The sequence below is a fragment of the Desulfovibrio biadhensis genome, assembly GCF_055388615.1.
In genome coordinates this window covers 2,637,979-2,659,531 of sequence record NZ_AP042477.1, presented here as the reverse complement: position 1 = coordinate 2,659,531, position 21,553 = coordinate 2,637,979, and the positions used below count along the sequence as shown (strand labels likewise).

18 protein-coding genes, 1 tRNA gene and 1 pseudogene are annotated in these 21,553 nt (G+C 55.2%); 11 read left to right on the top strand and 9 right to left on the bottom strand.

From position 1 onward, the window contains the following. Window positions 1-88: 88 nt before the first annotated feature. The 7 genes from ACZ5EH_RS11645 to ACZ5EH_RS11615 form a co-directional block, all read right to left on the bottom strand. Window positions 89-2,008: a chloride channel protein gene (locus tag ACZ5EH_RS11645; protein ID WP_464274049.1), complete on the bottom strand. Its 1,920-nt coding sequence runs from the start codon at window positions 2,006-2,008 to the stop codon at window positions 89-91. A 19-nt stretch (window positions 2,009-2,027) separates the two neighbouring features. Beyond that, window positions 2,028-2,891 (bottom strand): universal stress protein, encoded by an 864-nt coding sequence (locus tag ACZ5EH_RS11640; RefSeq protein ID WP_464274048.1) that lies wholly within the window; start codon window positions 2,889-2,891, stop codon window positions 2,028-2,030. Between the two features lie 138 nt (window positions 2,892-3,029). Further along, window positions 3,030-5,129: a tetratricopeptide repeat protein gene (locus ACZ5EH_RS11635; RefSeq protein ID WP_464274047.1), complete on the bottom strand. Its 2,100-nt coding sequence runs from the start codon at window positions 5,127-5,129 to the stop codon at window positions 3,030-3,032. Between the two features lie 56 nt (window positions 5,130-5,185). Continuing rightward, the gene (locus ACZ5EH_RS11630; RefSeq protein WP_464274046.1) at window positions 5,186-5,602 is read right to left on the bottom strand and encodes a response regulator; all 417 of its coding nucleotides are present in this window, start codon (window positions 5,600-5,602) and stop codon (window positions 5,186-5,188) included. 199 nt (window positions 5,603-5,801) lie between these two features. Then, window positions 5,802-6,524 (bottom strand): metal-dependent hydrolase, encoded by a 723-nt coding sequence (locus ACZ5EH_RS11625; protein ID WP_464274045.1) that lies wholly within the window; start codon window positions 6,522-6,524, stop codon window positions 5,802-5,804. A gap of 76 nt (window positions 6,525-6,600) precedes the next feature. Further along, complete coding sequence (locus ACZ5EH_RS11620) at window positions 6,601-7,176, bottom strand: UbiX family flavin prenyltransferase (protein WP_464274044.1); 576 nt, start codon at window positions 7,174-7,176, stop codon at window positions 6,601-6,603. A 2-nt stretch (window positions 7,177-7,178) separates the two neighbouring features. Then, the gene (locus ACZ5EH_RS11615) at window positions 7,179-8,627 is read right to left on the bottom strand and encodes a menaquinone biosynthesis decarboxylase (protein ID WP_464274043.1); all 1,449 of its coding nucleotides are present in this window, start codon (window positions 8,625-8,627) and stop codon (window positions 7,179-7,181) included. A 141-nt stretch (window positions 8,628-8,768) separates the two neighbouring features. Here ACZ5EH_RS11615 and ACZ5EH_RS11610 point away from each other — a divergent pair, with 141 nt between their 5' ends. From ACZ5EH_RS11610 to ACZ5EH_RS11565, 10 genes are all read left to right on the top strand, one after another. Continuing rightward, window positions 8,769-9,767 (top strand): beta-keto acid cleavage family enzyme, encoded by a 999-nt coding sequence (locus ACZ5EH_RS11610; RefSeq protein ID WP_464274042.1) that lies wholly within the window; start codon window positions 8,769-8,771, stop codon window positions 9,765-9,767. A gap of 281 nt (window positions 9,768-10,048) precedes the next feature. Then, entirely contained in the window at window positions 10,049-10,699 is a 651-nt protein-coding gene (locus ACZ5EH_RS11605) for a helix-turn-helix transcriptional regulator (protein ID WP_464274041.1), read from the top strand. A gap of 20 nt (window positions 10,700-10,719) precedes the next feature. Further along, window positions 10,720-11,100: a RidA family protein gene (locus tag ACZ5EH_RS11600; protein ID WP_464274040.1), complete on the top strand. Its 381-nt coding sequence runs from the start codon at window positions 10,720-10,722 to the stop codon at window positions 11,098-11,100. 31 nt (window positions 11,101-11,131) lie between these two features. After that, window positions 11,132-12,070, top strand: coding sequence for a Bug family tripartite tricarboxylate transporter substrate binding protein (locus ACZ5EH_RS11595; protein WP_464274039.1), 939 nt, complete (start codon window positions 11,132-11,134; stop codon window positions 12,068-12,070). A 90-nt stretch (window positions 12,071-12,160) separates the two neighbouring features. Then, window positions 12,161-12,610, top strand: coding sequence for a tripartite tricarboxylate transporter TctB family protein (locus tag ACZ5EH_RS11590; protein WP_464274038.1), 450 nt, complete (start codon window positions 12,161-12,163; stop codon window positions 12,608-12,610). 36 nt (window positions 12,611-12,646) lie between these two features. Then, on the top strand, window positions 12,647-14,182 hold the full coding sequence (locus tag ACZ5EH_RS11585) for a tripartite tricarboxylate transporter permease (protein ID WP_464274037.1): 1,536 nt from the start codon (window positions 12,647-12,649) through the stop codon (window positions 14,180-14,182). Further along, window positions 14,179-15,546, top strand: coding sequence for an MmgE/PrpD family protein (locus tag ACZ5EH_RS11580; RefSeq protein ID WP_464274036.1), 1,368 nt, complete (start codon window positions 14,179-14,181; stop codon window positions 15,544-15,546). Before ACZ5EH_RS11585 ends, ACZ5EH_RS11580 begins: the two co-directional genes overlap by 4 nt. 11 nt (window positions 15,547-15,557) lie before the next feature. Beyond that, a complete protein-coding gene (locus ACZ5EH_RS11575) occupies window positions 15,558-16,940 on the top strand; it encodes a class-II fumarase/aspartase family protein (RefSeq protein WP_464274035.1) in 1,383 nt (460 codons plus the stop codon). An 84-nt stretch (window positions 16,941-17,024) separates the two neighbouring features. Beyond that, entirely contained in the window at window positions 17,025-18,305 is a 1,281-nt protein-coding gene (locus ACZ5EH_RS11570; RefSeq protein ID WP_464274034.1) for an L-cysteine desulfidase family protein, read from the top strand. A gap of 198 nt (window positions 18,306-18,503) precedes the next feature. Next, a tRNA-Arg gene (locus ACZ5EH_RS11565) sits at window positions 18,504-18,580 on the top strand. A gap of 476 nt (window positions 18,581-19,056) precedes the next feature. On the opposite strand, the gene ACZ5EH_RS11560 is transcribed toward ACZ5EH_RS11565, so the two are convergent. Next, window positions 19,057-20,352 (bottom strand): hypothetical protein, encoded by a 1,296-nt coding sequence (locus ACZ5EH_RS11560; RefSeq protein WP_464274033.1) that lies wholly within the window; start codon window positions 20,350-20,352, stop codon window positions 19,057-19,059. Window positions 20,353-20,493: 141 nt separating this feature from the next. On the opposite strand from ACZ5EH_RS11560, the gene ACZ5EH_RS11555 reads away from it, so the two are divergent. Then, a complete protein-coding gene (locus ACZ5EH_RS11555; RefSeq protein WP_464274032.1) occupies window positions 20,494-21,129 on the top strand; it encodes a TetR/AcrR family transcriptional regulator in 636 nt (211 codons plus the stop codon). A gap of 78 nt (window positions 21,130-21,207) precedes the next feature. Here ACZ5EH_RS11555 and ACZ5EH_RS11550 read toward each other — a convergent pair. Beyond that, window positions 21,208-21,491 (bottom strand): annotated as a pseudogene (locus ACZ5EH_RS11550) (GFA family protein); the annotation flags it as partial. Window positions 21,492-21,553: the final 62 nt, after the last annotated feature.

Below are 21,553 nucleotides of genomic sequence, written 5' to 3'. Positions count from 1 at the left end.
AAAGCGTTTTTCCAAAGCGAATTCAGGCAGATGACGCATTAATAGCCTCCAAGAACAGAAAACATTGTAAGAGAAGCAGAAACGGGGATCAGATACCGGCTGCCATTTTGGCCTGGGCGCTCTTTTCTTTCATCTCGCGTACACGGTCATTGTAGAAGGAAATGACCTCACGGCGGCCCAACATGCCCAAAAACACGCTGGGGTCGTCCGCCCGGACAACGGGGAGCCGCTCAATATTTCTAAGGGTGAACTTGTTCAGCACCGTGTTCAAGTCCTCTTCCGGGGTGGTTACGATAATATCTTTAAGGGCAAAATCCTTTACCAGCACCAGGTTCTCGATCTCATCGGCAAACAAAAATTCGCGGATGTCATTGCTGGAAAAAATGCCGCTCAGGCTTCCCTCTTCATTCACCACAGGGAAATAATGCTGATTCGTACAGCAGAACAATTCCTTGAACTGTTTGAAATTCATATCTTCCGGCACCACAGCCACCACTTTTAGGGTACGGGCAAGGTCGCGTACCTTATAGGCCTGGAGGATGTCCAGAAAGAAATCCCCCGCATGGGCCGGAGATTCATATTTATTGCGCACTTGCTCCACATAGATACTGAATTTTTGGGAAAAGAGATGGCAAAGAAAACAGACCAGCAAGCTGGGCAGCAGCAAGTGATAGGAATTGGTCATTTCCGAGACCATGATGATGGTGGAGACAGGGGTGCTGGAGACCGAGGTGAAAAAACCGGCCATGCCCACAATGACGAAGGCGCCTGGTTCATCCACAATGCCGGGCAGAAACATATTGAAAAGCAAGCCCACCGCGCCGCCCAGGCAACCGCCAATGACCACGGAAGGACCGAACACGCCCCCTGATCCGCCAGAACCGATGGTGAAGGAAGTGGTCAGAATCTTGCCAAAGGCCACCCCCAGCAGCAAAAGCCAGGAAGCCTCGAGAAAAAGCGACTGCTGTACGATGCCATACCCAAAAGCCAGGGTCTGGGGCAGAAAAAAGCCCACCACTCCTGTCAGCAGTCCGCCGATGGCCGGCTTGATATGGTTGGGAACCTTCCATGACTTGAAGAGATTGTGGATACCGTAGAAGGTTTTGACATACAGCCAGCCGCCAGCAATCAACACCATTGCCAACACGGCGTAGGGTCCAAGCTCCAGGGGATTGGCAAAATGGAAATCCGGCGCCTTGAACAGCGACCCCCAGCCGAAGAACAGGCAAAAAATACAGTATGCTACGACTGATGAAATGCCGGAGGGAATAAGGGCGTCAGATTCGAATTCCGATTCACTGTAGAGCACTTCCGAAGCAAAAAGCGCCCCTGCCAGTGGCGCCCGGAAAATGGACCCAACGCCGGCGCCGATGCCTGCCGCGAGCATGATACGGCGCTCTCGTTCCGACAATTTGAGTCTGGTGGCGAGAAAGGAACCAAAACCGGCGCCGATTTGCGCAATTGGGCCTTCACGGCCTCCGGAACCGCCCGTGGTCAGCGTGATGGCTGAAGCAATCGTTTTGATGAAGGGCACCCGCCCTCTGATGATGCCGCCCTTGTTGTGGTAGGCATCGATTGCCGCGTCTGTGCCGTGGCCTTCCGCCTCCGGGGCAAATGTATAGACGATCCAGCCGGAAACAATACCGCCAAGGGCCGGAAGGATAAGCAACAGCCAGCGATTGAAAGGCGTGTCCGTATGCGGCAGCAGGGGGTGCTCGCCGGCGGGCGCCTGCGGCCTGTACCCCGCCAGGGAGTCCATGAAGTAATGCATACCCAATTCACAAAGGAAATGGAAAAACACCGATCCCAAGCCGGCGACGACACCGATGGAAATGAATATCAGCAGCCCTTTGCTGGCTTTTTTCACACTATCCGTGAAAATACTCTTTTTAAGAGCAGAAAGGGGGCCGCCCCTTTGGGGGGATGAAGCAGGCGGCGGGACTGATGCGCCAGGGGGTATCTGCGCGTCCAGAATATCTTTGGATGCCGACTCGTCTGACTTGCTCATTGCCGCGTTCTTACCTTGTTCAGGTCACTGCCACGGTGGACATGCCATCTATGGAAGGGGCGCGGGAGGCATAGCGCGGCCCCACAACAAGCAAATTGTTGGGCAATTCGCTCAAAACCATCTCCATGGTGCTGCCAAAGACCACTTCCCGAATAAGTCCATGGCCAAAAGCGCCCAAAATCGTCAGCGCATCGTGTGGCATAGCCATGAAATTATCCTCCAATTCCCCCTGCTGGAAAAAGAACCACTCGCGAACGACTCCGTGCACATCAGCCAGCAGGCCTCGTTGTTGCAGGATATCTTCATAATATGCCTTGTCGTGCCCTTTTGCCTGGGTAAACACATCCAGCGGCAAGCCGCTTTTACGAGCAATGGCAAACCCCAACCGCAGCGCTGCAACCGCCGTATCAGACCCTCCGAACAGCACGGCGATGGAGTGCCACGGTTTGAAAACACCCCCCGTCAGCAACACGGGAAAAGGCGCTACACTGACAATGCGGCGCACTTTCGGCCCTATGCGAACAGGGCCAATCTTGGCTGTGCCTGCAGACATAACACGGGGGCAGCACATGTAATCGAACCGGGTCGAAACATCCGGCAGATTGGAAGCCGTAAAACCGGCAGGGTCTTCCAATACCGGCTCCAACCCCATGCCCCTCGCCAGGGCAAGACAATGGCGCTCGGCCGTGTCCCTGTTGCGCAAATAGGAAGCATCCAGGTCGATTTGCACGGCGTCGTGCTCAAAATACATCAGGAATTTTCTATCCGGAGGGAAAAAAACATGGGCCCGGGCTTTCAGCGCAGCGCAAAAATGCAGCGACTGCAGCCAGGTTTCCCTCCCAATAGGGGTGTTGCGGTACACGTGCAGCAAAGTGGGTTGCATGCCATTCCCTCTACGATTTCGATTGTCTCCAGCATAGGGGACCTGAGCAATTGTTGCAACCCATTGCAACAAAACGGGGTATTATCCCCTCCACAGCAGATTTACAGGCGTTGTAAGCTGGCTGTGGCCGTGCCGGTGTCAGCGGCTTATGCGGTTTCGGTCTAACGCGGCAAGATTGGTGCAGATTTGACGCAAAACGTCACTGACTGTCTGGTTGGCGTAAAACTCAGGCTTATCCACATATTCGGGGTGACAAATGGCGGCTTTGGTCAAAAAGCCCGCTGCCTCGGCCATGTCGCCATGCATGTCTATAATCCGCAGACACTGAAATTTGAACTTGTTGTAGGCCACCAGCCTTTTGGGATAGGGCACCTTGCGCATGTCTTTGACCAGTGTCTCCAGGTATTCGCCGAAATCCCTGGTTTCCTGTCGCTTGCCTTCGCTGCATTGCTCGCGCTTGTTTCGCAAATAATTCAGGATCAATTTGCTGGAAGCCACTTGCTCACGCAAAAAGAAATCGGGCATCACCTCCACTATGTGCTGCAGCAACCGGAAGGTACGCTTGTCGTTCTTGGCGATGAGGCGTTCCAGTTTATCCTGTAGTTGCACCGACTTGGTCACCAGCAGGGGCACCCGCAAAGAACCAAGCCTGAAGGCGATGCGGTCAAAGACCTTTGCAAGGGAATACAGCACCTTATTCAGGTGCGGGTTGTTGTAGAACATCTCGTTTTTGGAAAGGGACGGGTCATTGTGGAGCGCAACCACAATCGCCCCGGCAGAGTCGATGATCCGCTTGTCTACACTGTAGCTCACTGCCAGATTGTAATACACAGCCGCGCTATTTGGCGGATGCAGGGCCAACAGCTTCTGGTAAACTTCAATGGCCTTGCTGGCGCCGATCTGTTTGCGCACCACGATGCCAAGGTGAGTGATTTCGCTGCAGGCTTCGGCAAATACCTCTGGGACATCGGCAGCTCGGAAAAACAGCTCTTCAGCCTCGAGCCAATTTTTGTCATCCATGGCGGCAAGACCCAAAAACAACAGCTGCCTGGGCTCCAGCGCACTCGGGTCGGCGCTGGCAATCTTCTTGAACGAGTCGCGGGCCAGGTCGCCAAAGCGTTTGACCATGGGGTGGCGCTTACCCAGCACACTCTTCAGGTCCAGCTTCATTATCTCGCCGGCCAACTTGGATATGCCTTCCGTATTCTGGGGTTCACCACGCTCTGCGTTTATGGCCTGAATGCGTTCCGCCTTTTTGAGCGCGGCCTCAAAGTTCGCTAGAGCATCTTCCAAAAGCTCCATAATGCCGGGGCCGTCTGGCGACTCCCCGTTCCCCACCCGCTCTTTTACCTGCTCAACACGAACATTGCCGATCTCCTTGTTGGGCTCGGGGATACTCTCGGCAACTTCCTCCGCCTGAGAAAAACGCAGCAGGGCTTTTGGGTACTGGCGCACCTGAACATACACGCGGCCGCTTTCAAGATATGCTTCCGGGTCCTGGGGAAAAAGATCGATAGCTTTTTTGAAGCATTCAATGGCGTGCTCGAAATCGCCCCCTGCCCTGGCCTTCTGGCCATTGCGCATCCAGGTGTCGGCCTCTGCCTTGCGCTCTGAGAGCTCACGCTCCTCACGCTTTTGCATCAGGCGATCAAAAGCGCCCTCTCTGTGGGGGAGGTATTCTTCAAGATATTCGCGCAGTTCCTCCAGGCGCTCCATGATCTGCTCTTTCATGCGCAGACGGTAGAAGTTGGGGTTCAAACCGCTCAGGGACTCCTGCGGTTTGAGGATGAAGCAGCCCGTGACGCCAAAACCGGCAACCGCGGCTATGGTTTTCTCCCGCTTCTGGGCGAACTGGATATCCGGAAACACAGGCACGCACTTGGCGATGATGTGTGCGGCGCCTTTTTTCGAACGCTGCAAAACCAAGCTCAAGTCATTGAAGAAATCGGGGAGCTCCTTGACGACTTTGCCCTGCCCACCCTGGCCGTAGATGATAAGTGGCGGGTTGATGAGAAATATGCCCTGGCTCTGCACCAACAACGCGCCAAGCCGGCGCACGTTATCCAGGTATCCCCCTTCAGTAGGGTGCACTTTGACATTCATGAATCCAAGAATGGTCAAAATGACCCCCAACTGCTCGCGCAGGGCCTTATCGCGCACAAAAAGATGCAGCGGCTCTTCTTTATAAGGAGCGAGGATGTCTTCAGAAGACGCAGGACGGGCTGATTTTTTGGCCATAATCCCCTGTCACGCCTGGCAGAATTTTATAGCTGCAGCTCTTTGACGAACAGGACTCAGCCTTTGGCGGCGTCGCCCTGACACGACTCTCCCATGCAGAAGTCGCGTCGGGCCTTGATAATGACTTCGATCTTCTTGCGCAGGATATCGGATTTGAAAGGTTTTGTGAGATAGTTGCTCACACCGAGATGGATGGCTTCCATGATATTCTCTGGTTTTGATTCAGCAGAAACCATCAGAAAAGGGATATGCTTGTAACGATCATCGGAGCGTACCTCCCGCAGCAGGTCGATACCTTTCATACCCGGCATGTTCCAGTCACAAATAATGAAATCTATCTTTTTTACGTTCAGAACATCCCAGGCGGCTCTGCCGCAGTCAGCCTCTGTTATCGAGCCACACTGCATATCTTTGAGCGTACGCATAATGATGCGTCTCATGCTGTGGGAATCGTCCACAACAAGAAAGTTCATTTTCGAGGTCTCGAAAGCGCATCGCTCTGCCATCAATACTCAGCCCCCGCTCGATGGCAGCCCGTCAAAAAAAGGCGCCACAAAGCCCACTTCTGAAAAGGCGGCAGCATGCCCCCCTTCCATTATTCACTCACGTTACGTCGCGCCCACCGCCACTCCCCCGAAAGGAGGCGGACTTCCCCCCTACACTTAAACTACATCAATCACACCCACATGTATCAACAGGGCGTTCCAAGGTCACGGTCTGCCCGGGCTCCAATTCCACCAGCCGTGTATCAGGAGCCTGCTCTCGCAGATGGTGCACAAAGGACTGCGTGCTCTTTTCCAGCACGGGGAACGTGCCCCAGTGCATGGGCACCACGGCGTCGGCGTTCAGCAGATTGCATGCCATGGCTGCCTGGCGCGGGTCCATGGTGAACACCCCCCCTATGGGCAACGCGGCCAGGTCAATGGAATACAGTTTGCCCCACAATTCCATGCCGGAGAAAATTCCCGTATCGCCAGCATGGTAGATTGTGTAGCCATCTTCAAGCGTTATAATATAGCCGACAGGCACACCCGAATCAGAAGAATGGTAGGCCTGTGTCATGGTGATGGTAGCCCCGTTCACCGTCAGAGCGCCGCCGATGTTAAAGCCGATACCGTTGAGGATTTGTTCTTCGGGCACGCCCTGCTCCACCAGCTTGCCCGCAGTGCCGACAACAGCCCCGACCATTGCGCCCGTGGCCTTGGCGATTTCCACGGCCTGCCCGACATGGTCACCGTGGTCATGGGTCACGAGCAACACATCCGGTTTGGCAATGGAGCAGCAATCCACGCTGCATACCGGGTTGCCCTCGAAAAAAGGATCTATGAGGATATTCACATTGGCGCTTGCAATCTGAAAATTCGAATGTCCGTGCCAGGTGAGTTTATGTTGCATTGCTTGACTCCTTTTCTTCTTTCTTATCGGGGTAGCAGCATCCAAGGAAAAGGTCTCGGATTATTCTTCCTTTTGGCTACCCATTTTCACCCCAGCGTGGGCCAAGGCCGTGTTCCAGCCCCAGTTGGTCCATAATGCGACCAACTACTTGTGCAAGCAGCTCTTCCACGCTTGAAGGACGGTGGTAAAATCCGGGCATGGGCGGCAAAATAACGGCGCCCGCTTCTTTTGCAGCAAGCAAATTCTTGAGATGTATGGTCGAAAGCGGCGTTTCCCGTGGTATGAGAACAAGCTTGCGCCCTTCTTTCATGCAGACGTCGGCTGCGCGATGCACAAGGTTGCTGCCCAGACCATTGGCTATAGCGGCCAGGCTCGCCATGGAACAGGGGCAGACCACCATGCCGTCGTGCCGCCAGGACCCGCTTGCAGGTCCGGCGCCTACCTGACGCTGATCGTACACTGCCGCCGCCTTGGCTGCCAGCGGCTCTATATCCATGCCGTTTTCAAGCTCCAATACCAGCTTTGCCGCATCGGAAACTATGAGATGCGTTTCACACCCCGCTTCCTGCAAGGCATCCAGGAGCATCACGGTATAGGGCATACCGCTGGCTCCCGTAACGGCAACAACTATACGCTTTCCTTGCGACGCCACGCTTACTCCAGTCCCAGTTTGGACCACACGCTATCGATACGGGCCTTGGTTTCCTCATCCATGACAAGGCTATCGGGCCACTCGCGAAAATGACCGTCTTCCGGTCCCTTCTTGGTGGCGTCGATACCGAGCTTGCCCCCGTAAAACGCCGTGGGAGAAGCATGGTCCAGAGCGTCCAGGGGACCCTCTACAATAACAAGATCACGCCGCGGGTCAACATTGTTGCCAACGCGCCAGAGCACTTCAGACGTGTTCTGCACATTCACGTCCTTGTCCACCAGCACAATGATCTTGGTGAACATCATCTGCCCCATTCCCCAAAGCGCGTACATGACCTTGCGCGTCTGTCCGGGGTAGCGCTTGTCCATGCTGATGAAGCAGAAGTTATGGAAAACGCCTTCCAGAGGCAGATTCATATCCACCACCTCAGGCAGCTGTTTTTTGATCAGCGGCAGAAAAATACGTTCCGTGGCCTTGCCCATGTAGCAGTCTTCCATAGGGGGCGGTCCCACCAGTGTGGCCGGATAAACAGCGTCCTGCCTGTGGGTGATGCACTCCACATGGAAAACGGGGTAATCGTCTGCAAGGGAATAATAGCCAGTATGGTCGCCAAAAGGTCCTTCGCGCCTGCGCTCATGCGGATCAACATAGCCTTCCAGCACAAACTGGCTGTTGGCCGGCACCATCAGATCCACGGTCTTGCACTTTACCAGCTCCACGGGGCTCTTGCGCAAAAAACCGGCGAACAGAAACTCATCCAGTTCGTCCGGCAACGGCGCGGTTGCCGCATAGGTGACAGCGGGGTCCGGCCCGATTGCCACGGCAACCTCCAGCCGCTGGTTGCGGCTCTCGGCCAGGTGGTAATGGTAAGCGCCCCCTTTGTGGCGATGCCAGTGCATTCCCGTGGTGCGGCGGTCAAAGACCTGCATGCGGTACATGCCCACATTGCGCACACCAGTATTTGGATTTTTGGTGATGACCAGCGGCAGTGTGATGAACGGTCCGGCGTCCTGGGGCCAGGTCGTCAGCACCGGCAGTTGTCCCAAGTCCACGTCCGCGCCTGTAAGAACAACGTCCTGACAGGGAGCGCGCTGCACTTCCTTAGGGAAAATGTTGGCCACGCGCTTTATCTTGGGAATCATCTTCAACTTTTTCATCATGCTGTCGGGTTTCTCGATCTCGAGAAACTCGTTCACGCTCTCACCAATTTCGTCGAGCTTCTCCACTTCCAGAGCCATATGCATTCGCTCATACGAACCGAAAGCATTGGTCAAAACAGGAAATTTGGCGCCCTGAGGGTTTGTGAACAGCAAGGCTGGACCAAATTTTTTACTGACGCGGTCAGTAATTTCCGCGATTTCGAGTTTTGGATCGAGCAAAACATCAACGCGCTTGAGCTGATTTCTCCGCTCAAGCTCTTTCATAAACGCCTGCAAATCCTTGTGGGGCATGAAAAACTCCTTAAAAACATGGCATGGTGCGATTTCTGAGAGTACAACAGCGGACTTGTGAATGACAAGTGAAAGAGGCACCCCCGCCGAGAAGAGCTTTTACCCACGCCCTGAGAGGTGTTGCGGGTAAAAGATGCGGGTATGCCGGGAGAATTGACATTACCGCTTCTCAGGGGCAACGTGACCCCGCTTTCCATGCCGGGCGATGTATTTATCATAAAATCTGTACAGCCCACGGCCGGGAGCCAGGAAAACGCCATGCAGCAGGAACTCATCATAACATGCGCCCTGACCGGGGCCGGGGAGACAACGGCGAAAAATCCCAATGTCCCCGTGACGCCTGAGCAAATCGCCCGTGCAGCCCTCGAGGCCAGACAGGCCGGCGCTGCCATTGTCCACATTCATGTGCGCGATCCTGAAACCGGCGCCCCCGCCCGGGACTTCCACCTCTATCAGGATGTGGTGACACGCCTTCGTGAAGCCGATTCCGACCTGATCATCAACCTCACCACAGGGATGGGGGGCGAGTTCATCCCAGATGAAACCACCCCAAACGTGGCCGCGGCTGGCAGTGACATGGCATCGGCAGAGGAACGCATAGCCCATATCCGGGCCCTGGCGCCGGATATGTGCTCGCTTGATTGCGGCTCCATGAACCTCCGCGATGTGACCCTTGTTTCTTCAGCCAACCAGCTCCGCATCATGGCCAGAGGCATCCGCGAAGCAGGCGTGAGACCGGAGCTGGAAGTTTTTGACCTGGGGCACATCCAGATGGCCAAACAGCTCATTGCCGAGGGGCTTATCGCCCCACCCCCTCTGTTTCAGTTGTGCCTGGGGGTTGCCTACGGCGCGCCGGCCGACGTGAGCTGCATGCTGGCCATGCGCAACCAGCTTCCGGCCGACGCAATATGGAGCGGTTTCGCCCTTGGCCGTGACCAGTTCCCCTTTGCCGCCCACGCCATGCTACTCGGCGGCAACATCCGGGTGGGGCTGGAAGACAACCTCTACCTTGAAAAAGGCGTGCTGGCGGATAACGCCAGCCTGGTGGAAAAGGCCGTACAGCTCGCCAGGCTGCTTGGCCGTACACCTGTTACCCCCGACCGCGCACGCGAATTGCTGCACCTACCGTTTCGTCCGTAAAAAGCGCCCCCTTCATGATGCATAAGCCCTGCCTGGCCTAGCATCGCCCTGCTTTCCCTTCTAATCGCTCTGGTATCCCTCCGCATCACCAGACAAGCCCCAGTGCGCCCCAGCACGGACACACCTGTATTTCAGGGGCAATGCAAAATTGTAAAAAAAGCTCGATCTTTCAACAGCTTCAACAAAAAACCACTCAATTCAACAAAAATTGTTGACTTCAACAAAAATATAAAACACATTCCAATTTAGCAAAGACGTAAAAATGATTTTCAGGATGTCTTATGAACCAAGAAAATTTAGCCATTTTTGAAACAATGAAGCGGGTTGCCGACGGCCTTTCCAATGCCCTGGGCAAACGGTGCGAGGTTGTCATCCATGACTTTTCCGATCTCAGCGCCTCGCTCATACATGTTTCCGGAGACCTGACAGGGCGAACCATCGGCGCTCCTATTACCGATTTGATCTTCAAGGAATACAAGGATCAAGGGGATGCGGTCACAGACCTTTCAGGATACCGCACCATCTTCAACGGCAGAATCATGAAGTCCTCCACCACGTTTTTACGCAATAGCGAAAAAAAGGTGATTGGGTGCATGTGCATCAATATAGATGTAACAGATTTCATGAACGCCAAGGCGACGCTGGACGAATTTACGCAGTTCACCCAGGATTCCCCTTCCGCCAATGAACGTTTTGCCTCCACTTTTCACGAGACTTTGGAGTCAATTCTGGATGAAATCGTGATGGAAATGGGCAAATTGCCCGCCACCATGGATAAAGATGAACGTTTGGAGTGCATCCGACGGCTGAACACCCGGGACGTTTTCGTCTTCAAGGGCGCTGTCAACCAGGTTGCACGCCTTTTCGGCGTAACACGCTATACCATCTATAACGATTTAAAAGAGATCCGCGAAGGCGACATAGTCGCCTGAAAACGGCACGAGGAGGTACAATGCAAGCCATTTCTACTGAAAAAGCACCAAAAGCTGTAGGCCCTTATTCCCAGGCTGTGCAGGCGGGCGAGTTGCTGTTCGTTTCCGGCCAGTTGCCCATTGACCCTGCAAAGGGCGCCTTGATCGAGGGGTCTATCCAGGACATGACGCGACAGTGCCTGAAAAACCTTGCCGCCATTGTTGAAGAAGCTGGCGGGGCCCTGAAGGATGCCGCGAAGATCACCGTTTTCTTGACCGACATGGCTGATTTCGCCGCTGCGAATGAAGCCTACAAGGAATTTTTCACCCCGCCGTATCCGGCGCGCAGCGCAATACAGGTTGCGGCCCTGCCGTTGGGTGGGAAAATCGAAATCGAGGCCATTTTTTCGATCTCATCATAAACAATCCGAGGAGGATATGATGCACCGCCTGATGACTAAACTGATTCTTGCTGTTGCTCTCGTGGTTATGGCTGCCGGCATGGCTTTCGCTGCCGATTACCCCACCCGCAACCCCAAAATCATTGTGCCTTTTGCTCCAGGTGGCGCAGTGGACTTTACCTGCCGCCTGATTGCTGATGTAGGCTCCAAGTTTTTTGACGGTAAAAAAATTGTTGTGGAGAACATGCCCGGCGGCGGCGCCGTTATCGGTCAGACTTACGTGTCTCAGGCCAAGCCTGACGGCTACACCATCCTGGCCTACACCTCCTCCGTGGTGAACAACCCCATCACCAAAAAGACCACCTACACCCACAAGTCCTTCCAGACTGTCGTGATGTACTGCTTCGACCCTGAAGTTCTCGTGGTTTCCAAGGATTCTCCCTACAAAACCCTGGAAGAATTCATCAAGGCCGCTCAGGAAAAAGAACTTTCCGTCGCCACGCCTGGTTTTTCCACCTCGCACCACGTTGCCGCACTGGTCATGGAAAAGAAGGCCGGCGTGCATTTCAGCTACATTCACAATGAAAGCGCTGCCATGCAGCTGCAACAGCTGATGGGCGGCCATGTTGACGCAGGCTTCATGTCTTCCGGCGAAGCCCTCGGCTACATGAAGGATGACAGCATCCGCGTGCTGGGTATCATGCAGGAAGAAGCTCACCCCGAGTTCCCCGGGGTTTCCACCTTCCGTGAAGCCGGTGTGGACATGCTGTGGGGCACCTTCCGCGGCCTGGCCGTGCCCAAGGACACCCCCAAGGACATCGTCGATTACCAGGCTGCTGCCTTCAAAAAGGTGATCGAAGATCCCAAGTTCAAGGAAGATATGAAAAAAGCCGGCTACCCCGTGGTCTACCGTGGCCCCGAGGAGTTCGCGAAGTACGTAGACGGTGTGGCTGAAGTCATGCAGGAAATCCTGCCCACGCTGAAAAAATAGCTACTATCCGGCTCCCCTCGTTTCATGGCCGTGTACTGTATACAAACATGAAACGAGGGCGCCCCTTGCCGTTCATTCCGGAGGAGCTCCATGCTGCTAAAATCCGTCAACACATGGCTTTCCATTGTTTTCTTTGCTCTGGGAGTGGTCGTCTTCTCTGTCGCTTCCGGGTATGATGACGCACCTTCCAGGTTCCCGGTCTTGTTGGCCATTTCGTTCATGGTTCTTTCCGTACTGCTTTTCATCAACACCATGATCGCCTTACGCCTGCAAAAGAAGCCTGCATCCACCGCCGCCAATGCGGGCCGCTTCATCATGCCGGCCTTTGTCACCGTTGGCATGTGCGCCTACGCAGCCGCGTTGGATTTCGCCGGTTTCATCGTGCCTTCCATTTTTCTTATGCTCTTTGTCGGCTGGATACTGGGATACAAGCGTTTCGGTTTGTTGTTGCTTGTCTCGCTCCTTTTCGTGCTGGCTGTCTATGGCGTCTTTGGCCTGCTTCTTGGCGTCCCGCTGCCACGACCGCCTTTCATGGAATAACTTCCAGCATACATTTTTCTTTGTAGAGAGAACGACATGGAACATATTATCGCCTCACTCCTCCATTTGGCAGACCCCACGGTTTTCCTGTTTCTGCTCGGCGGCGTCGCCATCGGCCTTATCGTCGGGTCCATTCCCGGGCTCAACGACAGCATCACCCTTGCCGTCCTCATTCCGGTCACATTTTCCATGCACCCGGACTATGCCTTTCCGCTGCTGGTGGGCATATATTGCGCGGCCTGCTACGGCGGATCCATTCCCGCCATCCTGTTACGCATCCCGGGCACGGCGTCATCGGTGGTCACGGCCATGGATGGACACGTCATGGCGCAGAAGGGGCAGGCCGGGCAGGCATTGGGCATTTCCACCTACAGTTCGGTTTTCGGCGGCATTACCAGCTCCATCATTCTGCTCTTCTTTGCCCCAATCCTGGCAAGCTACGCCCTGAAGTTCGGACCGCCCGAATATTTTGCCCTGGCGCTGATGGGCCTTTCCACGGTGGCCGGCATGTCAGGGGGCAACGTCATCAAAAGCCTGATTGTCTGCCTTATCGGCCTGCTCATCTCCACCGTGGGCATCAGCCCGCTGACAGGCTACCCCAGATTCACCTTTGACAGCCCCAACCTGTTCGACGGCATCCCGTTCATTCCCATGCTCATCGGTCTCTTTGGCGTTACCAGCGTGCTGGAACTGGCCGAGACCATCTGCGACCAAAGACTGCGCAGGAAAGCCGGCGAAAACGTTGAGGTCACCATTCCGCGCATTGGCCGCATCATGTTGCGGTGGCCCATGATCAAGCGGCTCCTGCCAACCTGGCTTGTCAGCTCCGGCATCGGCAATGTCATCGGCATCATCCCGGGCGCAGGCATGCTCATGGCCATCTACATGGCATACGACCAGGCCGCGCGCACGCACAAGGACAAGGAATTCGGCACCGGCATACCAGAGGGCGTCGCCGCGCCAGAAGCAGCCAACAACTCCGTTGTGGCCAGCTCCATGGTGCCCCTGCTCTCCCTGGGCGTCCCCGGCAACTCCACCTCTGCTCTCTTTTTAGGGGCGTTGCTGATTCAGGGACTCAGGCCCGGTCCTTCGCTGTTCCGCGATACGCCGGATATTGCCTACCTTATTGTGGTTTGCTTCCTGATCGCCAATATTCTCATGGCGCCCTTGGGCATTTTGCTGGGGCGTACGCTTTCCCAGCTCATCTTCAAGCTGCCGCGGGAGATCCTGGGAGCTGCCATCTCCATTCTCTGCCTGACGGGCGCTTTTGCCGTGGGCAACAATATTTTCAACATCTGGGTCGCCATCGCTTTCGGCGTAATCGGCTATATTTTCAACAAGTGCCGCCTGCCGCATTCGCCGCTGATTCTGGCGGTCGTTCTGGGCGCCATGATGGAGCGCGGCCTGTTCCAGAGCCTCACGCTCTCGCACGGGTCGTTGATGATTTTCGTCACCCGCCCCATTAGCCTGGTGCTGCTCATCGGCGCTGCATTCTTCATTGCCACGCCGCTCATCAAGGCCGTCTACCGGCGCTATAAATACGGCGCCCCCGCCAATGGAGCAGCGATATGACGGAATCCTTCTCCAAGACGCTGGCGGCGTATATCTGCTCCGTAAAGGCAGCTGCGCTACCGCAAGACGTGAAGCACAAGGCGGGGCTCTGCCTTATCGACTACCTTGGCGCGGCCTGGAACGCCCATGGGCATGAACTGGCCGACACATACACCGTGTTTGCCACGGCCATGTCCGGATGGCACACCGGCGTTGCCAGCATCATCGGCGGCAAGAATCTGCCCCCCGTGTGGGCGGCGTTCGCCAACGCCGCAAGGGGGCATGTGACTGAAACCGATGACGGGCACAGACAGTCCATCATGCACATCGGCGTAGTGGTGATTCCCGTGGTGCTGGCCCTGGCCCAGGAGCGAGAACTGCCCGGCGAAACCATGCTGGAGGCCATTGTCTGCGGCTACGACCTGGCCATCAGGGCTGGGGAATGTTTTGGGCCGGAACACTACGCCACCTTCCATACCACTGGAACAGCAGGCACCTTTGGCGCTGCCGCAGCAGCTGCAAAGTGCTATGGGCTGGATGAACTGCAGACCATTTGGGCGCTGGGACATGCCGGCACTCAGGCAGCAGGGGTGTGGCAGTTTCTGCAGGACGGCGCGGTACGCGCCAAACCCCTGCACCCCGCCAAGGCAGTGCAAAACGGCATCCAGGCCGCCCTACTCGCTGCATCGGGCATAGAGGGCGCCACCCACATCTTTGAAGGCGAAAAAGGCCTGTGCGCCTACGCTTCCAAAGCCCCATTGTATGAAAAGCTGACCGAGGGCCTTGGTTCGTCCTTCAAGATTTCAGAAGTCAATTTCAAGGGGTACCCCACATGCGGGCAGACCCACAGCATGCTGGATGCGCTTTCTACCATCATGCAGCGTGAGCAACTGCGCCCGAAGGATGTGGAGCGCATAGACGCTTACGTTTACCAACGCGCCATCGATATTGCAGGCATACCTGAGCCCGCCAACCTGGAGCAGGCCAAGTTTTCAAATCAGTTCTGCCTGGCGTTTCTGCTGAACAACGGCGCCCTCACCTTTGCAAACTTCACGGAAACCGTCATTGACGACCCCGCCGTGCGGGAGCTCGCCAAGAGGGTGAAGTTAATCTTTGATCCGAAGATGGACGCCGGTTTTCCAGCCAGTCGCCCTTGCAGGGTGGAAGTGCATTGCAAAGACGGACGCGTGCTTTCCCAAGAGAACCGCTTTCGCAAGGGCGATCCGGAAAACCCCATGGACGTTGCAGACATGGAAGACAAGCTGGGGCAACTCACCGGAGAGCTGCTTTCGCCCCAGCAACGCAAAAATATGGTCGCCTGGGCGCTGGATTTGGAAAACCGCCCCGGTGTGGAGTCTTTTCTGTTCACCATTAGTAACTCCTGACGAGGATACCAATGCCGCATATCATTGATTCTGAATTTTACGGGGCCAGCTGGTGCACACCTGAAATGCGCGAGTTGTTTGACGACAGCACCCGCTACCAGCGCTGGCTGGATATTGAAGTGGTTCTGGCCGCTGTGCAGGCCGAACTGGGCGTGATTCCCGCGGAAGCCGCTGCCGAAATCAAGGCAAAGGCCCGCGTGGAAGAGCTTGACACCGACTTCATCAAGGAAGAACTGCAAAAGACAGGGCACTCCCTGGTGCCTTTGCTGAAGGCCGTCCAAAAGCGCTGCCAGGGCAACCTGGGCGAATACATCCACTATGGCCCCACCACGCAGGACATTGAGGACACAGGGGGCGTTCTGGAAATCAAGGCAGCCTCCAAACTGCTCTTTCGCGATCTGGCGCGGCTGGAAAAAACCCTGCTGGAGCTTTCCGAAAAGTACGCCACCTTTCCCATGGCGGGGCGCACGCACAATCAGCAAGGCCTGCCCATCACCCTGGGGCTGAAGTTCGCCAACTGGGCGGCAGAGCTGCGCCGCGGCATGGAGCGCGTGAAGGACATGCGCAAACGCGTGTTCATCGGTATGCTGCATGGCGGCACTGGCACCATGGCCGGGCTGGGCGAAAAGGCCTACCCCACTGCAGAGCGTGTGATGCAAGAGCTGGGACTGGACCTCCCCCCCACCGGGTGGGGCAGCGCCCGCGACACCATGGCCGAGTATCAGAGCGTGCTGGGGCTGCTGGCCGGCACCATCGGCCGCATTGCCAACGAAATCTTTCAGCTTGCGCGCACCGAGATCGGCGAATTTCAGGAACCCCTTGGCGAGCACTACGTGGGCAGCAGCACCATGCCCCACAAACGCAATCCCGAGGTCACAGAATTTGTCGTAGCCATGACCCGCGTGGTCATGAGCAACGTGCAACTTGGCCTGCAATCCATGGTGGCCGAGCATGAACGCGACACCCGCGCCTGGCGGCTGGATTGGCACTCCGTTCCCGAAAGCAGCATGATGCTGCACAAGGCGCTCTCCGCCCTCGTCTTTGTGGTGGAAGGCCTTTGTATCGACGAGGAGCGCATCACCCAGAACCTGGACATGCTGCACGGCATGCTCTTTTCCGAGGCGCTCATGTTCCGCCTGGGCGAGAAGGTCGGCAAACAGACCGCCCACCACCTGATACGCGACACCATCCTGGCCGCCACGGCGCCCAAGGGTAAGACCTTCCGTGAACTGCTCTTCGACAGTCCGGATATCTCCGCCAATCTCTCCCAGGAAGAGCTGACCGAACTGATGGACTACTCCAAGCACATCGGCCAGTCCGAGCGCCAGGTGCAGGACGTCATCGCCGCGGCCAAGACGCTTGGTGCAAGCGACGCCGCATTCATGGAGTGTTGAATAATACCTGCCCGCCTCTGGCGGGCGTGCATCGCCGCATCATAAATAAGCGTACGTCACAAGAGCGGCACCAAGGAGTATCGTATGGATCTGCATGATTTTTTCTCAAATGAAGTGAAACCGGCCATGGGCTGTACCGAGCCGGTGGCAGTGGCCCTTGCGGCTGCATACGCGGCCCGGGAATTCGAAGGTGAGATTGAAAGCATTGACCTCGATGTGTCCCTGAACATTTACAAGAACGGACGGGATGTTGGCATCCCGGGGGCAAAAGGCCTACGCGGCAACCGCATTGCCGTGGTCCTGGGGGCATTGGCCGGCGACGCCGACAAGGGGTTGCTTGTGCTGAGCGACATTCCAGAAGACGTGGTGGACCGCGCAAAGGCCATGGTCGATGCCGGCAAGGTAACGGTCAATGTTCAGGACGAAGGGCCGACCATCTACGTCGGCGTCACCCTCCGTAATGCTGGCTGTGAAGTCAAAGCCGTGATTCAGGACCGCCACGACCTGCTGGAGAGCGTGGTCAAAAATGGCGCTGTCACCTACGAACGCCCGAAAACCGAGGCCAAAAGCGTGGCGGGACTGCCCCCGTACCTGGAAGAGCTGATGACCAAGGACATTCAGGACCTTTGGGACCTGGCCAGCTCCCTGGACGACAAGCTCGAGGCCTACATGCTGGAAGGCGTGGAAATGAACATGACCGTGGCCAAACAGGGGCTGGAAGGCTCCTGGGGGCTGGGCGTGGGCGCCACCCTGCAAGATCATAAGGACAACAGCGGTCTGCTCGCCTCTGTGAAAAAGCTGGCCGGCGCGGCCGCGGACGTGCGCATGTCTGGTAAATCCATGCCCGTCATGAGCAGCGCAGGCAGCGGCAACCATGGCATTACCGCCGTCATCCCCGTGGCCACCGTGGCCGAGGCTGTGGGCGCGTCAAAACGCCAGTTCGCCGAGGCCGTGGCCTTCAGTCACCTGGTCACCGGTTACGTAAAAACCTACACGGGGCGACTCACCCCCATCTGTGGCTGCTCTGTGGCGGCCGGAGCAGGCGCCGCGGCTGGTATGGTCAGAATTCAAGGGGGCACTCCGGAAATGGCCGAACACGCCGTGGCGTCCCTTATCTCCTCGCTCATGGGTATGCTCTGCGACGGCGCCAAGGGCTCCTGCGGCCTCAAGGTCTCGGCCGCTGCGGGCGAAGCATACGCCGCCGCCCTGATGGCCATGGACAAACGCGGCGTGCAACAGGACGAAGGGCTTGTTTCCCCGGACATCCGCACCACTGCCGTGGCCCTCTCCAACCTGTGCACCAAGGCCTTTGCCAACACCGATAAGGTTATTGTGGAGCTCTTGCAGCTCCGTCCCGATAGTTGATCCTCCCAGTTGTGTTGTCGCCACAAGGGGAAGCCCGGCTTCCCCTTGTGGACGTCCTTTCCTCACTCCGAACCCCACAATCACGCAATCTTACGCCATTTCCTGCCCGCACCTGCCTTGCAAAGGCTATTTTATCCTCGCCCACTGCAACTCCAGCGTTGACAGCGCCCCTTGCTCAAGCTTATAAGTACACTCTTCGGGCAATTAGCTCAGTTGGATAGAGCGTTGGCCTCCGGAGCCAAAGGCCACAGGTTCGAATCCTGTATTGCCCACCACAATTGCCTTTTACAAAAAAGCCACAAAGCTGCGGACCGCGTTTTTGTGGCTTTTTTGTTTTCAAAATTTTGTCGCTATTCCCCTATCCCCTTACATATCAACAGGAGCAGAAGGTTGCACAATGGTGATCATGAGCCACTCGTTTGCCGGGTAATTACCGGCATAGCGCCACGGATTTCGTGTTCAAAGTTAACATACTATCCGAAACGAGACACGTAAGACGTTAACACCTGGTTCGACCACATGACACATCATCAAAAGCATAGATATCCCCCAACTATAATGCCGTAGCCGTGGTTCAGGCGCGTATTTCTCTTTGATTCAGATTACCAGCCAGAAAGCCTTTTGAAACGGCTTTCCCTTAAAAAGAAGGAGCACGTCCGAAAGAGAGACAGCGAAAAAGCCTGGAAGCAAATCTTCCAGGCCTTTGCAATGTCTGGTGCTGCTGGGAATCAAGTTGGCTGCTTTCTGAATATCATCCCAGTAATGAGGCGCCCAAAGCTGTCTGGTCCAGAAAATTCGCAAGTTTGGTCGATTTAAGCGCGACGGCAAGACCTCCGTTACCAGAACAGAAAAGGATCATGACCGAATCCTGCAGAGTCGGAGGACCAAGCCTTGCAGGAGCCAGGGGCAGGTGGAGAAGCAGACGACAGTCCGTACCAAAATGCAGATCACTATAGCGTTGAGTCCAACTGCTGATGAGAGCAAGGGTGTCCCCCGGTCCTGGGGTGCAGCCCGACTTGATGGAGGCCGAGAAAGACTTTACCGATGCGCGTATCGCAGCCGGGTCCGTATATTCCTCTGGGCAGAGCAGAAAACCAAGCTGGTAATTACCCGCATGGCGTGTCCCGATCTCGGGAGTTCGGTTGCGCGAATTAATCGCAATAGCTCCCATGCTTGCCTGGCTTCTGGTCAAAAACCACGATGCGAGTATGTCGTTGGTCGATATCCAGGGGATGGCGTCTGTCCCCTGATACATTCGTTTTTGCTCTGCCACCCATTCCATATTAACCTGAAACAAACCTCCGCTGAATGTAGCCTTTTTTGCTGGAACATCTTCTTCTTCTCCGTGGGTCAGCCCTATGGCTTCGCGCGTTTCTTTCGTGCACCACAGCGCTTTTGACTCCACCAGCCAGTTTAATTTGCTGTTGGAAGATTGGGCGGCGCCGGATCTCGGAATCCACATACTTCCGGGTAAGCCACCGGTGGCTTCTAGCACTTCCTGGAACGACGTGCTCCGTTCAGGCATCAATGAAACCACGGCCTCCGACGGGTTAAGCATCTGGTATATACGATATATAGTGAAGCCGTCTCCAAGGATATGGCTCATGGAGACAACAATCATGAACCGGCCATCACTCCCCGTGCAGAGTCGTGTTTTAAATAGCGGTTCACCTGTATTCAGACTAGTAAAACCATGCTTCGTAAATATTTGTGACAAGGAAGGGGAAAGCGGCATGGTGTACGTTTCTGCTAAAATGGAATCCACTGTTGTTCCAGTTACACAGATATCAGCCACGTCGACCTGCTCATAGAAGGGAGATAACGGCGGATTCTCTGCATAGACGAGGTAGGGCGTTCCTGTTTGCTCATCAGCTTCCAATCTGGATGCAAGCCACGGATTGGCTGACAGGATTTGCTGGGCTCGCTCCTTCAGAAAGTCGACTGGCGGTTTTCCTTGAAAAATTGTAGCGATGGTAACGGGAGAATCATATAAATTATTCGCAATTTCAGTCTCCTGAAGGGCAATGGTCGTGATTTTTTCTTGCATTGTTCTTCCTTGATTTGATTGTATAATGATCTGTAATTTTGCAGTATTACGACACCATTATTGCTGACAACAAAAGGGCACAGTGTATTCGTTTTAAAAGTGAATACAATATTCTTTTTTGAGCGTCAAGAGGGTGAATTCATGGTTCAGATTCGTAAAGAGATCGTCCGAGACAAGATTGTTACCGCAGCAGAAGTCTTGTTTGCACAGACCGGATTCAGGAAAACAACGGTAGAAGCTATCGCCAAGAAAGCCGGTATCGCTACCGGAAATATTTATACATATTACCCAAACAAGAAGGCCCTATTTAGGGCCGTTATAACACCTGAGTTCGTTGAAGAATTTTCTCGGTTGACCCGAAACAGGATTGCGGAATTTGATCAGCCTCAAGGTATTGATTCCAACCTCTCATACTCGGAAGGAGAGGCTGGAAAATTGCTGCATTTCTGGATCGAAAACCGACATAAGGTTATTATCCTGTTGGCACGGTCAGAGGGGACCGAGTATGAGAGTTTTGGAAAGCAGTATGTGCGGGACATGACGGCTCAGGCTATCGCCCAAATGCGTAAACAGTATCCTCAAGTGGAAATCACGGCGCTGTTGCAGGTTATGCTGGAGAATGCACTGACTGATTCCGTCAGAGGGGTTGTTTCCATTCTGGAGCACTTTGAAGACGAATCGGCCATAATGGAAGCGTTTGATGCCGGTACGGCCTATCAGCTTGGAGGAATAGCCGCTCTTATCGAATGGGCAAACAGACGAAAGCGCGTGATCTGAGGCTCTTCCGTTATACGCAGACATACAGTGGCATTTGCATTGGCATGGCGTTCCCTGCACCCGTAAAAGCCCTTTGGTTCATTCGTTATTTTCTTCGGGTAGCCGGTCAAATATGGGCACATTCTCCAGTTCGGCATCCCAATTGGCCTTATTTGCGTAAAAAATATGGCCATCCAGCCTGACCGGTATGTCGTTGTCGAGGCTGCCCGCAGGAACGACAAGAAGTGCTCCATCCATTTGAATATTCGGAAGGGCTAAACCACAATTGGTGCAAAAGCGCTTGATATGTCCCGTTGAGTTGAGATTGAATGTCCGCACGCCCCCTTCACCGGAGAGCATCTCAACGTGGCTGTGGAGGAAAACAGATTTGCAGCGTGGGAGGAGCCGGTGTCTTTACGGCATCGTTCGCAATGACAAAGAAAAA